The sequence below is a fragment of the Pseudomonas sp. 39004 genome (assembly GCF_028682155.1).
GTDB classification, from domain to species: Bacteria; Pseudomonadota; Gammaproteobacteria; order Pseudomonadales; family Pseudomonadaceae; genus Aquipseudomonas; species Aquipseudomonas capeferrum.
Window position 1 is genome coordinate 1 of sequence record NZ_JANIAG010000065.1, and the last position, 13,557, is coordinate 13,557.

12 protein-coding genes are annotated in these 13,557 nt (G+C 61.7%); 5 read left to right on the forward strand and 7 right to left on the reverse strand.

The window, feature by feature from the left end; translation table 11 throughout:
* Nucleotides 1–107: 107 nt before the first annotated feature.
* The 6 genes from NP534_RS13370 to NP534_RS13395 all read right to left on the reverse strand — a co-directional run bounded on the left by NP534_RS13370 (nucleotide 108) and on the right by NP534_RS13395 (nucleotide 5,400).
* Nucleotides 108–725, reverse strand: coding sequence for a dTMP kinase (locus NP534_RS13370; RefSeq protein ID WP_274099025.1), 618 nt, complete (start codon nucleotides 723–725; stop codon nucleotides 108–110).
* Nucleotides 726–739: 14 nt separating this feature from the next.
* The gene (locus NP534_RS13375; protein ID WP_274099005.1) at nucleotides 740–1,162 is read right to left on the reverse strand and encodes a PA0061/PA0062 family lipoprotein; all 423 of its coding nucleotides are present in this window, start codon (nucleotides 1,160–1,162) and stop codon (nucleotides 740–742) included.
* Between the two features lie 26 nt (nucleotides 1,163–1,188).
* Complete coding sequence (locus NP534_RS13380; protein WP_274099006.1) at nucleotides 1,189–2,004, reverse strand: helix-turn-helix transcriptional regulator; 816 nt, start codon at nucleotides 2,002–2,004, stop codon at nucleotides 1,189–1,191.
* A gap of 76 nt (nucleotides 2,005–2,080) precedes the next feature.
* Nucleotides 2,081–3,421, reverse strand: coding sequence for an MFS transporter (locus tag NP534_RS13385; protein ID WP_274099007.1), 1,341 nt, complete (start codon nucleotides 3,419–3,421; stop codon nucleotides 2,081–2,083).
* Between the two features lie 85 nt (nucleotides 3,422–3,506).
* Nucleotides 3,507–3,695 (reverse strand): DUF2783 domain-containing protein, encoded by a 189-nt coding sequence (locus NP534_RS13390; protein WP_274099008.1) that lies wholly within the window; start codon nucleotides 3,693–3,695, stop codon nucleotides 3,507–3,509.
* Nucleotides 3,696–3,702: 7 nt separating this feature from the next.
* Complete coding sequence (locus NP534_RS13395) at nucleotides 3,703–5,400, reverse strand: FAD-dependent monooxygenase (protein WP_274099009.1); 1,698 nt, start codon at nucleotides 5,398–5,400, stop codon at nucleotides 3,703–3,705.
* A gap of 355 nt (nucleotides 5,401–5,755) precedes the next feature.
* On the opposite strand from NP534_RS13395, the gene NP534_RS13400 reads away from it, so the two are divergent.
* Nucleotides 5,756–7,132, forward strand: coding sequence for an amino acid permease (locus tag NP534_RS13400; RefSeq protein ID WP_033697791.1), 1,377 nt, complete (start codon nucleotides 5,756–5,758; stop codon nucleotides 7,130–7,132).
* Between the two features lie 201 nt (nucleotides 7,133–7,333).
* Nucleotides 7,334–9,898 (forward strand): HWE histidine kinase domain-containing protein, encoded by a 2,565-nt coding sequence (locus NP534_RS13405; RefSeq protein WP_274099010.1) that lies wholly within the window; start codon nucleotides 7,334–7,336, stop codon nucleotides 9,896–9,898.
* Between the two features lie 61 nt (nucleotides 9,899–9,959).
* Here the strand turns inward: NP534_RS13405 and NP534_RS13410 are convergent, their stop codons facing one another.
* The gene (locus NP534_RS13410; protein ID WP_274099011.1) at nucleotides 9,960–10,232 is read right to left on the reverse strand and encodes a PepSY domain-containing protein; all 273 of its coding nucleotides are present in this window, start codon (nucleotides 10,230–10,232) and stop codon (nucleotides 9,960–9,962) included.
* Nucleotides 10,233–10,333: 101 nt separating this feature from the next.
* On the opposite strand from NP534_RS13410, the gene NP534_RS13415 reads away from it, so the two are divergent.
* The 3 genes from NP534_RS13415 to NP534_RS13425 all read left to right on the forward strand — a co-directional run bounded on the left by NP534_RS13415 (nucleotide 10,334) and on the right by NP534_RS13425 (nucleotide 13,478).
* Nucleotides 10,334–11,269 (forward strand): LysR family transcriptional regulator, encoded by a 936-nt coding sequence (locus NP534_RS13415; RefSeq protein ID WP_274099012.1) that lies wholly within the window; start codon nucleotides 10,334–10,336, stop codon nucleotides 11,267–11,269.
* Nucleotides 11,270–11,363: 94 nt separating this feature from the next.
* Nucleotides 11,364–12,578 (forward strand): MFS transporter, encoded by a 1,215-nt coding sequence (locus NP534_RS13420; RefSeq protein ID WP_274099013.1) that lies wholly within the window; start codon nucleotides 11,364–11,366, stop codon nucleotides 12,576–12,578.
* 51 nt (nucleotides 12,579–12,629) lie between these two features.
* Complete coding sequence (locus NP534_RS13425) at nucleotides 12,630–13,478, forward strand: LysR family transcriptional regulator (RefSeq protein ID WP_274099014.1); 849 nt, start codon at nucleotides 12,630–12,632, stop codon at nucleotides 13,476–13,478.
* The last annotated feature ends 79 nt before the right edge of the window (nucleotides 13,479–13,557 follow it).

Here is a 13,557-nt window from a genome sequence, read left to right on the forward strand (position 1 = left end):
GCAAGCGTCGACATCGATGGTGGTCAGCACCAGATGATCCAAGTGATCAATCATTGCGGTAGAAGCTCCCTTGCCTGTGTTGGCGGGTTTTCTTTATGTGCGGTCCCTTATTGGCCTCGCAACACCTTATGAATCTCGGCAACCACCTGCATCGTCGCCTCTTCGACCGTGCCCTCATTGCGGCACAACACCCACCCCTGCTCCGCAACCGCTCGCTCGAACGCCTGGGTACTGGCAACCTGCTCTTGCAGGTTGAACATCACGGTACTGCCCAGCCCACGCGACCGCGCCGCTGCCCTGGCCCATGAGATTTCAGGGTCGGTGACTACCCCGACATGCAGGTCTGGCACGCGTACATTGCGCTCGATATTCAAGCGCAGAATGTCTGCAAACGGGACTATCCGGCGAAACGCGGCATCCGACGGGTACCAGCGGTCGATCAGGATGATGCTGCCCGGCGGCTGTCTGGGCAGCACATGCTGTGAAATCCAGCTACGGCTATCGGCCAGGCGCTCGCAAACCGCCATTTCCAGCGCCCGGCTGGGGTTTCTGACCAGCTGGTTGACCAGCGCCATTGTTGCCCCCCTGTTGGGGTCGTTATTGCGCTCGCAAAGCCGGACCACCTTGTTGTTGCCTGCCCTCAGTACTTTTGTAATGGCCTCAAGCAGTGTGGTCTTGCCAGTGCCCTTGGGCCCATCCAGAGAAACGAACAGCGGACGATTCATTGTTTGAACATCACTCACATAAGGCAATAATACGCGCTGACCTCGGCAACGATCGCCCCCTTGGCATCGTACAGCCGCGCCTCAGGCGTCAAAGCCATGGAACGCGCCTCCAGCACATAGCGCTGGCCGGCTTTGAAATGCGGGTAGTTGAGCGTCAGGTAGCACTCGCGCACGGTGGAGCCCCCCATCATGCTCATGCCTGAACCCCCGCTTGCTTCGTAGTCGAACCGGACGATCAGCTCATGGCTGCCGGGGCTGACCTGAAAAAACCGGCCGTCGCGCAGGCGTTGCTGGTCCAGGCGTTCGGCCATCAACAACCTGTCGTTGGGAAACGGCACCGAGAAGTCGACCCAGGCCATCTGCGGATCGGCAGCCGGTATTGGCGCCTGACAACCCGCAATCGCCGTGATCGCGAGCAACACCATCAACCTGCGCATGATAGATGCCCCAAGGGTTCAGGCATTCAGGATAGCGCCCACTGGGCCTGCGTGGTCAAGCCAAACAGCTCACGCAAACCGTTGACACCCAGTTTGCGGTATAGCCGTTTCACATAAGTCGCGGCGCTGACGGGGCGAACCCCTAGATGCTCGGCAATGTCTTCCACTGCAAGGCCGCTCAGCATCAGGCGCAGCAGCGTTTGTTCACGCAAGGTCAGCGCCAAGTGCTGCTGCTTGATCACCCGCTCGGCCAACAGCAAGGGCAGCTCGTTGGCTTGCAGGTGCGCGTGGTAATGCAGGCGCACGGCCTGGATCAGCAACGGCGCCAGGGCCTCCAGGTGCTCCATCTCCTGCGCCGAGAAGCGCCCGTGCTCGCGGCCGCGGTAGAAGTTCACCGACAACCAGCGGTTGCTTTCACAGAGGGTCAGCAAGGCTACCCGCTCGGCAATCTGTGGCTGCTCATAGCAGATGCGCCGGTACTCGGGGTGCGTGATGTCGTCAGCTGACTGGCGTTGCACGATGGTGTTGGCGACGCAGTTGCTTTGGCTCATCACCTGCTGGTTGCCATCCAGGCCGAAGAAGCGTTGCACATATTTGTGGGAGATCGCCGGCAGCGAGACTTCGCGCGCCCGGTCCGCAAACGAGAACACCTCGGCGTTGCGCCGCTGCGGATAAGCGAAGATCGTGCATTGGGCCAACGGCACGCCCGAGCCGATCACCTGCAGCAAATCCGCTGCGAGGAACTTGCTGCGGTTCTGGCCCACCCTGGCGAACAGATTGGCGGTGTGAGCGATATTGAAGCGGTGTTCACTACTGCCGGGGCGCAAGGGCCAGTACTGCATGGCGGTTTCTCTCGACGTGTCGGGCGCAGGTTTTGTGGTTATTGCCTACTACGGCTACCCGACACTCTATCACCCTTCAATGCCCGGGCTCTGGCGGCGCAATGGGCAGGCGCAGGGCCAGCAGTGCGCCGAGGATCAGCAGCAGGGCAGCATAGGCGAAACCTGCGCTGAAACTGGACGTCAGGTCCTTCAGCCAGCCGACCACCAGCGGGTTGACTGCCGAGCCGATATTGCCCATGGCGTTGATCACCGCGATACCCACCGCACGAGCACTGAAACTCAGCACCTGGTCGGGCGTTGTCCAGAAAATCGACATGGCGCTGTAAGAGCCGCTGGCCGCCATACACACCCCCAGCAATTGCACCGCCGGATAGCTCGACAGCGCAGTGAGCACCCAGCCAGCCGCAGCCATCAGCATGGGCAGCACCAAGTGCCACCGGCGCTCGCGGGTGCGGTCCGAATGCAGGCCCCAGACGATCATCAGAATAATGGTGCAGATCTGCGGGATGGCCGCCAGAAAGCCGATCGCCTGGTTACTGCTGGCGCTGTTGAAGCTTTTGACGATCAACGGCGTCCATACCGCAATCATTGCCAGGGTGTTGACCAGGCAAAAGTAGACCAGGCAGAACAGCAGGATGCGCGGCGAGGCCAGTTCGCGCCACACGCTGCGGGCAGGCTGTGTGGCAGTTGCCGTACGGGCAGCGCGGTCCGCTTGCAGTGCGCGCTGCAGCAGCGCCTGTTCTTCGCCATCCAACCACTTCGCCTGTTGCGGGCGGTCATCCAGATAACCGAACACCACGCACCCCATCAGCACCGAGGGCAAGCCTTCGAGCAGGAACAACCATTGCCAGCCCTTCAGCCCCCAGACGCCATCCAGGCCCAGAATCAGCCCCGACAGTGCAGCGCTGAACCCGGCGGTAAATGGCATGGCGATCATGAACAGCGCATTGGCGCGGGCCCGGTAAGCCGAAGGAAACCAGAAGGTCAGGTACAGCAACACGCCAGGCAAGAACCCCGCTTCGGTCACACCCACCAGAATCCGCAGCAGGTAAAGCGAGGTGGCATCGGTCGCAAACAGCGTGCAGGTAGACGCCAGCCCCCAGGCAATCATCAGGCTGCCGATCCAGCGACGGGCCCCGATGCGCGCCAGGGCCATGTTGCTGGGTATGCCACAGGCGATGTAAGCGACATAGAAGAAGGTACTGGCCAGGCCAAACTGAGTGCCCGTGAGGCCCAGGTCGCCCATCATGGTCAGGCCGGCGAAACCGATATTGATGCGGTCCAGAAACGACAATACGAAGCAGGCAAACAAAAAGCCGATCAGCCTTTTCGAGATCTTTTTACACACGTGCTGATAGCGGTCGTCAACACCGGCCACCGTCGGGGTGGTCGCGCTGGCGATAGGACTGCGCGTCATGGGGAACTTCCTGATTATTGTTATAGGAAGGCTCGCCGGCTCGAACAGACAAACCGGCGGCAAATGCACGAAAGCCAGGGGCTGATTACAGGTCCAGCGACGCCGTGCGCGTCAGCGCCAGAAACTGCTCTGCGTCGCCAAGCGCCTGGGCGCTGAGCAGCGCCAGTTTCACCAGAAACAGCTCGCGTTTGCCCTCTTCGATGTGGTCAAGGGCATCCGCTAGCTGGTCGTAGAGGGTCTCAATGTCGCTGATGGTCAGTTGCTTGTGTTCCATAGGGTTCTCACTCATTGCCCAAAGCGGTTTCGACGGCATCACGCAAAGCCTGCCCATTGAGGTGATGCCACCGGGCGCAGACGTGCTGGTCCGGGCGCATCAGGTAAGCACCGCCCGCCGACGCACCATATTTGTTGCGCAGGTGGCCGCCAGGGTCGTCGACCACTCCGTCGGCGCCCCGGACCTCGCCTTGCCGATTACCCACGACAGCCAGCAACTGCAACGGCACGCCTTGGTCGCGCAGGCTTTGCGCCTGCGCTTGAATATCGCTTGGCACTTCAACGGCATCGGTGAAATACAGCAGGCAGAACGACGCCCCCAGCCTGTCGAACAGGAACTGGTCATCGCCGAGCCGCACGTTAAGCAGCGGCGCGCCCTGGTGCGGCCCGCAGCTGAAGCGTGAATTGTCGTCATGCTTGCAGTTGAGTGCAGAGTCCACATAGTCATGTGGCCGCGAAGTGCGCCAGTGGTACAGCGGGCGGACGAACGCCTGGGTCAGTGACAACGACAGTACGGCATCGCGCAACAGGCGATAACCCGCACTGGGCGGCGTCATGAAACGGGTGCTCTTCCCCGCTTCGGCAATGATCTCGCGCGCGGCCCCTACCCGCTCCGTGCTATACGAGGCGAGCAGCCCCGGGCCGGCAACGCCCTTGACGGTCAGCGCCAGCTTCCAGCCCAGGCCGTGACAGTCCTGGAAGCCGGTGTTGGCACCGCGCACGCCGAAAATGGGCAGCAAATGCGCGGCATCGCCGGTGAATATCACGCGATCATGCAGGTAGTCGGGCAGTGTCAGTGCGCGCGCCGAGTACACCGAGCACCAGTCCAGCTCCCACTGCGGGTTCGCTACCCCGACGATGCCCAACTGGGCATTGATACGCTCGCGCAGGGAGTCAGCCGACAAGGCCTGTTCGGGCGTTTCACCCCGTGCCAGTTGATAGTCGATGCGCCAGATACTGCCTGGTTCGCGGTGCATGAGCACGGTATTGCCCGGGTTCCAGTGCGGGTCGAAGTACGCCAGACGCTCAGTGGGCAGGTCTAGGTCGATCTTGATGTCGGCGATTACGAAACGGCCTTCGTATGAAGCACCTTCCAGTTGCAGCCCAAGCAGCGTGCGAATGGCCGAACGCGCCCCATCTGCGGCAACCACCCAGCTGGCTTGCAGGGTGTACTCACCCGCGGGGGTATCCACCTCCAGCGTCGCGCGGTCGTCTGCCTGGGCCAGCGCCTTGACCTGGTTGCCCCAGCGCAGCTCGATCATCGGGTTGGCGTGGCAGGCATCGACCAGAAACTGCTCCAGGCAAGGCTGTTGCAAGTTGGTCATGGGCGCAAAACGGTCATCGGGGTCGTGCGGCGCCTCCATGCGAAATACCCGCTGATTGCGGTAGTAGGAATTGCCAAAGCGCCAGGGCAGGCCCGCTGAGGTGACACGCTCGGAGATGCCGACCTGCTGCAGAATCTCCAGTGATCGACGGGTGAACACGATCGCCCGGCTGCCTTCGCTGACCTGCCGTTCGGCTTCCAGCACGATCGAGGGGATGCCGTAGCGGGCCAGGTCCAGGGCCGTGGTCAGGCCAATGGGCCCAGCGCCGACGATCACCACAGGGTGATGCTGCACCTGGGCATTCACGCTGGCGGTGTGGGCAGGGAAAACCTGGTAATCGAAATAGATAGAGCGACGAGGCTCTGCGAGTGGTGTGTGCATCGCACTGCATCTCCGGATTGTTATGCTTTTTTTGGCCTGAGCCATTTCGGATATGCAGCGGACTGTAAGCGGTGTGAGAAACAGACATGTCCCCTTGAAGGGACAACATTGCACAGCAGAAAGCACGCCCTCAGGAAAAAAACGCAGGATGTTGTGCGCAGAATTCGCTTGAGATAGACGGCCGCATTGCCCAAGGTGGCCAGCCTGACAGCTATTGCCTGAATAAAAGGCTGCAGGGCGTGGACGCAGGCGCACGACGACGCCTGTGTGTGGGGGGTGACTATTTTTGCGGTGGCAAGCCTTGCGCTGCACGAACGTTGCCAATTCCTCCCCGATAATAAGAGAGGACAAGGAAATGCAATCCAACAGTCTGAAGCAAAGCCTGAAACAACGGCACATCACCATGATTGCGCTAGGCGGGGTGATCGGCGCGGGGCTGTTCATGGGGTCGGGCAAGTTGATTGCCTCGGCGGGGCCGGCCGCGATCCTGTCATATTTCATCGGCGGCATCGTGGTCACCTTGGTGATGTTCATGCTCGGCGAGATGGCCTGTCGCAACCCGGACGCCGGCTCGTTCTCGACCTATGCCAATACCTACCTCGGCGAATGGGCGGGTTTTGCCGTCGGCTGGCTGTACTGGCTCAAATCGATGCTGACCATCACCCTGGAGGCGGTACTGCTAGGCGCCATCCTCAACGACTTTCTGCCGTGGCTACCGATCTGGGCGGGCGCTTTCATCATGCTGGTGACGTTGATGGCCAGCAACGCCTACTCGGTCAAATCGTTCGCTGAAGTGGAGTACTGGCTGGCCGCGATGAAGGTCGCCACCATTCTCATCTTCATGGTGCTGGGTGTCTCGATACTGCTCGGCCTGCACAGCAACATCCCCTCCCCTGGCTGGGTCAACCTGACGGCGCACGATGGCTTCATGCCCAATGGCCTGTCGCCGGTGATGGCGGGTGTGGTGGTGGTGATCTTCTCGCTGGGCGGCAGTGAAATTGCAGCCGTTGCGGCCGGCGAATCGGAAAACCCCCGGCAGAACGTCATCAGGGCAATCAAGAGCGTGATTTTGCGGGTGATGCTGTTCTATGTCGGTTCGGTGTCGATTCTGATTCTGTGCCTGCCCTGGACAGACACTGAAAACCTGGCTTCGCCGTATGTGTCATTGTTCAGCCTGGCCGGGTTCAGTGGCGCGGCGGTGGCCATGAAGATTGTGTTGTTCATCTCGTTCATGTCGGTGATGAACTCGTTCATGTTCTCCAACTCGCGCATGCTGTTCTCGTTGAGCCAGCGTGGCCATGCGCCGAAGCTGTTCTCCCGCACCACCTCCAAAGGGGTGCCGCTCAACGCCCTGCTGCTGAGCCTGAGCATCTGCCTGTTGATCCTGACGGTGCACTTTGTCAGCGGCGGCGACCTGTTCATGACCCTGGCCAAAAGCAGCGGCACGTTCGTGATGATCGTGTGGATCTTCATCATCATCGCCCACTTTGCCATGCGCTGGAAAACCCGGCATGAAGCGGTCGACCCCACGGCGTTCCGGGCGTGGTTCTTCCCTTACGCCAATATCGTTGCGCTGTTCGCGCTGTTGGCCGTGATTGTCACCCAAGCCTTCGACCCGGGGTCGCGCTTCCAGTTCTGGTTCACCACGGTGACCTCACTGGTGGTGGTGGCTGCCTACTTCGTGAAACGTAATCGGATGGCGGCGAAGTCGGTGGGTTACGCAGGGAGCTGACCAGTGCAGGAGCGGGTCTACCCGCTCCTGCCCATGGCGGCACGCTAAACCCCTGTGCTTGCCATCTCTTGCCCTTGATGACGAAGCGTGCCCTGCAAGCTAGACTCCCATGCTGAATTTGACTGTAAACACTTCGTTTGCCTGAAAATGTTCGGCGGTCATGCAGGCAGCCGGCCTCTGGTAAACCGGCAGGGGCCGCCCATGACTTTGCAACCTCCCGTCAACTTGACCAACTGCGATCGCGAACCTATCCAGAGCCCCGGCAGCATCCAGCCGCACGGTTGCCTGTTGGCCTGCAACGCGTCGGCAAGCGTCGTGCTGCGGCACTCCGCCAATACCGCCGGCATGCTGGGCGTGGCGGGTGAAATCAACGGGCAACGGCTCGAAACCATCATCGGCAGCGAGGCTGCCCATGCGCTGCGCAACGCGCTGGCACGCGTCAGAGAGGCGTCCCGACCGGCGCTGAGCTTTGCCGTGAATCTGCCGTCCGGGCTGGCGTTCGATGTGGCCGCGCATATTTTCAAAGGCACTGCCATCCTGGAGTTCGAGCCCCGCGGTGCGGGCATTGCCGAGCCAATCGAACTGGTGCGTACCGTCATTGCCCAATTGCGTGAGATCGACCGCTCCGACAAGCTGTTCCCCGATACTGCCCGGCGTGTTCGCGCACTACTGGGTTATGACCGGGTGATGATCTACCAACTTGGCGTCGACGGCGCCGGCAAGGTCATTGCCGAGGCCAAGCGCAGCGGCCTCGAAAGCTTTCTGGGGCAGTACTTCCCGGCCTCGGACATTCCTCAGCAGGCACGCGCCCTGTACCTGCGCAACCCGGTGCGGATCATTGCCGATGCCCAGTTCAGAACCGTGCCGATCGAGCCGGTACTGGACCTCTCCGGCGAGCCACTGGACCTGTCCTACGCGCATCTGCGCAGCGTCTCGCCCATTCACTGCGAGTACCTGAGCAACATGGGCGTGGGCGCGTCCATGTCCATTTCGATCATCGTCGACGGCGCGCTCTGGGGGCTGATTGCCTGCCACCATTACGCACCCCGCACGCTGACCATGGGCCAGCGGGTCGCGGCGGAGATGTTCGGCGAGTTCTTCTCGCTGCATATCCAGACCCTACGGGCCAAGCAAACCCTGGAAGCCGCCGCATACGCCCGCCGGGTGTTGGACAACCTGCTGCGCGATGCCCACCGCACCGCGGATATCGAAGAACTGCTGCGTGCCCGCATGACAGACTTCAAGGCGCTCATCCCTTGCGACGGCATCGCCATGTCGCTGCAAGGGCGCTGGTCGGCAGACGCGCTGACACCGCCCAAGGCGGCGGTACCGAACCTGCTGCGCTTTGCCGAGGGAGTCTCCGAGGGGCGTACATGGGCGTCGAACTGCCTGTCGATGGCGCACCCTGCCGCCCAGGATTATGCCGTCGACGTTTCGGGCGTACTGGTGATTCCGATGTCGCAGCAACCGAGGGACTACCTCATGCTGTTTCGCAAGGAGGTGATCGAAACCCTGGATTGGGCCGGCGACCCCAACAAGACCTACGAAAGCGGCCCGCTGGGTGAGCGCCTGACCCCACGCAAAAGCTTTGCTGTGTGGAAGCAGACCGTACATCAACACTCGCAGCCCTGGTCCGAACAGGACCGCCAGTTCGGCGAGGCCATCCGCGCTGCGATCGTCGAGGTTGCCTTGCACAACAGTGAGCTGATGGCCGATGAGCGCTCCAAGGCCGAAGTGCGCCAGCGGATGCTCAACGAAGAGCTCAACCACCGGGTGAAGAACATTCTTTCACTGATCGGTGCACTGGTGGCCCACCCCACCACTGAAAAACAGACCCTCAACAGCTATGTGGCCACGCTGAAGGGCCGCATCCAGGCGTTGTCGCTGGCGCACGATCAGGTGGTGAGGGGGGATGGCGGCGGCCGTTTCGCAACGCTGCTGGAAGCGGAACTATCGCCGTACCGCACTGCGACCGATGCCATCACCCTTAACGGTCCGAACCTGCTGCTCGATGCCCGCGCCTACTCGGTAATGGCGCTGGTGCTTCACGAGCTGGCAACCAACGCCGCGAAGTATGGCGCGTTGTCTCGGGCAGGCGGCAAGCTGGTGGTCAGCTGGACGATCGATTCGGGTGGCGCTTGCGACATCGCCTGGTGCGAAAGCGGTGGGCCGACGGTGCGCCCGCCGAGCCGAAGCGGTTTTGGCTCGGTACTGATTGAACGCAGCATCCCCTTCGACCTGGGCGGTAGCAGCACGCTCGAGTTCAGGCCAGAAGGCCTGCATGGGTATTTCAAGATTCCTGGCAAACACCTGACTCAGCTTGAAACAGCCGACACCCCAGCGCCGCAGGTCGCGCCGGCTGCGCCGCCGGTAAGCTACACGGCCCTGGTCAATGCGTGCGTGCTGATTCTTGAAGACCAATTGGTGATTGCCGTGGGCCTTGAACAGATTCTGGCCGATGCGCTGGTCGAGGATGTGATCACCGCAAGCTCGGAAGCCGAGGCGATGAAACTGCTGGCCAGCCACAGGCCTGATGTCGCCGTGCTGGACATCAACCTGGGCACGGGAACCTCCATTGCCGTCGCCGAAGCGCTCTCGCGCCAGCACATCCCATTCCTGTTTGCCACGGGTTACGGCGACAGTGTCAGCATTCCCGCGCACTTGAAGCACGTTCCCGTGGTGCGCAAGCCCTATGACGCCTTGTCGATATTGTCGAACCTGGAAAGCTTGATCGACATTCGGAAAGCTACGGACCAAGCACAATAGCCTGCCGGGCTGGCATTAAAAACCCGCGCACAGGCGCGGGTCGCATTCGTTCAACACCCGGTCACTTGTCCAACTCATCCTTGGTAATGGCGCCAGTGTGCGGATCGACGTGGAATTCGTACTGCTTGCCATCCGCCTTGATGCCCTCGCCCTCCCAATGGCCATCATCGGCCTCGATCTTGGTGATCTGGGTGTAGCCGGCACTCTTCAACGCAGCTTCGGCCTGGTCTTTGTTGACCTTCCAGTCGGCGCCTGGCTGATCCGCCCAGGCAGCATTAGTCCCCAGTGCACCCACCAGTGCCAAACCCGTGAACAGTCGTGTCATCGCTTTCATCGTCAACATCCTTTTTGCCAGAGTTACACACTGCGACCCAAGCACTGTCGCTTCGGTTCAATTAGAGTGGCAAGACGGCTATTCATGACATAAGGGTTGATGTGCACTCATCAGAGCGCCTGAAAGGCATCGATGTATTTGTTTGCGTTGCAGACCTCGGCAGTTTTGCGGCGGCAGCGCAGCGCCTGAACCTGACAAGTTCGGCGGTCAGTAAAGGTATCGCGCGGCTGGAAGCGCGCCTGGGGCTGCGCCTGTTCGACCGCACGACACGCCGGCTTGCCCTGACTGATGCGGGGCAGACCTTCTACAAGACCTGTTCGCGGGTACTGGCCGACCTCGAAGAATCGGAGCTGTCGCTGCACGAGGACTACTTCGAGCCGCGAGGCAGAGTGCGTATCGACCTGCCTGCAGCCTACGGGCGGCTGCACGTATTGCCGGTCATCCTCGACTACGTCAAGCGCCATCATCAGCTGCAGCCACACGTGTCCTTTACCGACAGCTTCGTCAACCCGACCGAACAGGGCATCGATATCGTGGTGCGTATCGGCGGCCCGGACGTTTGGCCGGACGAGCTGGGCCACCAGTTCATCGGCGCTCAGCGGGTCATCTTTTGCGCATCACCGGCCTACTTGCGAGCACGTGGCACGCCCGTCGATGAGCGTGACCTGCACGCCCATGACTGTGTGGTTTACGGGCAAGCCGACGGTTTGGGCAGCCCTTGGCACATGACCGGTACCCAGCCTGGCGAAATGGAACGGCGCTTCATGCCGGCGCGGCTTGCCATTGGCGATGGCGAAGGAGTGGTACAAGCCGTGCTGCAAGGCTTGGGCATCACCCAGGTGCCTACCTGGCTGGTCAACCAGCAACTGGCCTGTGGCGAGTTGGTTGAAGTATTGCCGCACCTGGCAACAGAGGGCTTGGCGATGAACGTGGTATGGCTCAGGAAGCGCGAGGCCCTGCCGCGCGTCAGGGCGTTACTGGACGTATTGCTGCAATCACTGCGCATGGACGGCCACGTTCTGCAGCCCGGTGATTAGTGAATAATATTCGCCAAGCCAGTGAATTTTTGCCAGCGATAAGCTTTTTTTGAATCAATACAATGGCAGCACCTTGATTTCAGGAACTGCCTGCATGACTGCTGTTGAACGCCCTCTCCTGGGCTTGGCGACCGATCGACGCGCCACCTTGGGGACTTTGATCCTCGCCACCTCGGCCTTTCTGATCGTAACCACCGAGTTTTTGATGGTTGGCCTGCTGCCGGGGCTGGCGCGCGACCTTGATGTGTCGATTTCCAGTGCCGGGCAGCTGATCACGCTGTTCGCCTTCACCGTCATGCTCGCCGGCCCGCCGTTGACAGCAGCACTTGCCCACCTGGACAGGCGCAAGCTGTTCGCAGCCATCCTGGCCTTGTTCGCTGCGGCCAATGCGCTTGCTGCCATTGCGCCGAACATCTGGGTGCTAGCAGTAGCGCGATTCTTGCCCGCCCTGGCACTGCCGGTTTTCTGGGGGACGGCCAGCGAGACGGCGGCCAGGATGGTCAGCCCCGATCGCCAGGGGCAGGCCGTCGCGCGCGTGTACCTGGGCATTTCAGCGGCCCTGCTGCTCGGTATTCCGCTGGGCACCTTGGCGGCCAATGCCATCGGCTGGCGCGGCGCCTTCTGGGTATTGGCCGCCGCATCAGCGCTGATGGCCTTTGCTGTGCTGGCCTGGATGCCAGCGGTTGCCCGCCAGCCTAAAGTCGACTTCAGCCAGCAGGCGCGAATTTTCCGTGAACCGATCTTCCTGGCCAACGTGGCCCTCTCGGTCCTGGTGTTCACCGCCATGTTCATTGCCTACACCTACCTCGCCGACATGCTTGAGCGCACCGCAGGTGTGGCAACAGCGGATGTCGGCTGGTGGCTGATGGGCTTCGGTGCCATCGGTTTGCTGGGCAACTGGCTGGGTGGCCGCGCGGTCAGGCAATCGCCGATCAAGGCCACTGCGCTGTTCCTGGCTTTGCTAGGGGTGGGCATGGCGGCATTCAGCCCGCTGGCTTCTGCACCGGTTACGCTCTGGGCGGCGCTGGCACTGTGGGGCATCGCCAACACGGCGCTGTACCCCATCTGCCAGGTCCGGGTGATGAACGCGGTGTCGCATTCCCAGGCGTTGGCCGGCACTACCAACGTATCTGCCGCCAATGCCGGGATCGGCCTGGGCGCGTTGCTGGGTGGGTTGGTCATCCCAGCGTTCGGTGTATCGTCGCTCGGTTATGTGGCGGCGGGCGTAGCCCTGCTGGCCTTGCTGTGCGTGCCCGGCGTGGCGCGCCTGCAGGCACGGGCTGAGCATATGGCGGTACAACCCGGCTGACGGGTACTGCCTGAATCCACGTATCATCAGGCCTCACAGCCGAGGCCTGTCATGTTCGATTGGGAAGACCTGCGTCACTTTTCTGCTTTCATCAGCGCCGGCTCGCTCTCGGCCGCCGCCAAGCGCCTGGGCGTTGACCACGCCACCGTGGCCCGGCGCATCAGCTCGCTCGAAGCGTCCTTGCAGCTCAAACTGGTGGACCGCCGGCCACGGGCCTACGCCCTCACCGAACAAGGCTTGCGGGTCGGCGAGTTCGCCGAGCAGATGCTGGCCTCTTCGTTTGCACTGGAGCACTTTGCCAGTGCCGACCAACACACCGTTGAAGGCGAAGTGGTGATTGCTGCCCCACCTGCGCTGCTGGGCAGCATGGTGGCGCGCAGGCTGGGGGCCCTGTATCAACGCTACCCCCACTTGCAGCTGAAGCTGGTCGGCAGCAAGTCACGCGCCTCGTTGGCGCGTCGCGAAGCAGACGTGGCCATTGCCTTGGCCAGGCCCACCGAACCCACCTTGGTGGCCAGCTTGCTCGGCCATCTGGAATACACGCTGTACGCCTCGGCGGCCTACCTGCGCCAGCGCGAACCGCAGGTGTATATCGGCTACGACGACTCCCAGGCCAAATCCCCACAGCAACTGTGGCTGCTCAAGCACGCCACAGGCCGCCCTTTCGCCCTGCAAAGCAACGACTTGCGCATCCAGGCCCAGGCAGCAGCCGGCGGCGTGGGCATTGCCTGCCTGCCCGCCTTCATGGCTGAGGAATACGGGCTCAAGCCAGCCAACGACAACAGTTCGATGAGCATCGAAATCTGGCTGGCGGTTCATGAAGACGTGCGCAACACACCCCGCATCAAAGCCGTGACCGACTTTTTGATCGAGCAGGTGAAGCCCCTGCTTCGCTTGTGAATTTTTGCAAACATCGCCTGCACATTCCGGGAATTTGCGCAGTGCCGCATCGCCGTTAACCTTGTGCCATCGCTCGGCA

Bases quoted from the DNA above. Each gene is read 5' to 3' on its own strand.
- NP534_RS13400 (WP_033697791.1), top strand. From the start codon at position 5,756: ATGCAATCCAACAGTCTGAAGCAAAGCCTGAAACAACGGCACATCACC.
- NP534_RS13370 (WP_274099025.1), bottom strand. From the start codon at position 725: ATGAATCGTCCGCTGTTCGTTTCTCTGGATGGGCCCAAGGGCACTGGC.
- NP534_RS13375 (WP_274099005.1), bottom strand. From the start codon at position 1,162: ATGCGCAGGTTGATGGTGTTGCTCGCGATCACGGCGATTGCGGGTTGT.
- NP534_RS13395 (WP_274099009.1), bottom strand. From the start codon at position 5,400: ATGCACACACCACTCGCAGAGCCTCGTCGCTCTATCTATTTCGATTAC.
- NP534_RS13390 (WP_274099008.1), bottom strand. From the start codon at position 3,695: ATGGAACACAAGCAACTGACCATCAGCGACATTGAGACCCTCTACGAC.
- NP534_RS13410 (WP_274099011.1), bottom strand. From the start codon at position 10,232: ATGAAAGCGATGACACGACTGTTCACGGGTTTGGCACTGGTGGGTGCA.
- NP534_RS13380 (WP_274099006.1), bottom strand. From the start codon at position 2,004: ATGCAGTACTGGCCCTTGCGCCCCGGCAGTAGTGAACACCGCTTCAAT.
- NP534_RS13425 (WP_274099014.1), top strand. From the start codon at position 12,630: ATGTTCGATTGGGAAGACCTGCGTCACTTTTCTGCTTTCATCAGCGCC.
- NP534_RS13405 (WP_274099010.1), top strand. From the start codon at position 7,334: ATGACTTTGCAACCTCCCGTCAACTTGACCAACTGCGATCGCGAACCT.
- NP534_RS13420 (WP_274099013.1), top strand. From the start codon at position 11,364: ATGACTGCTGTTGAACGCCCTCTCCTGGGCTTGGCGACCGATCGACGC.
- NP534_RS13385 (WP_274099007.1), bottom strand. From the start codon at position 3,421: ATGACGCGCAGTCCTATCGCCAGCGCGACCACCCCGACGGTGGCCGGT.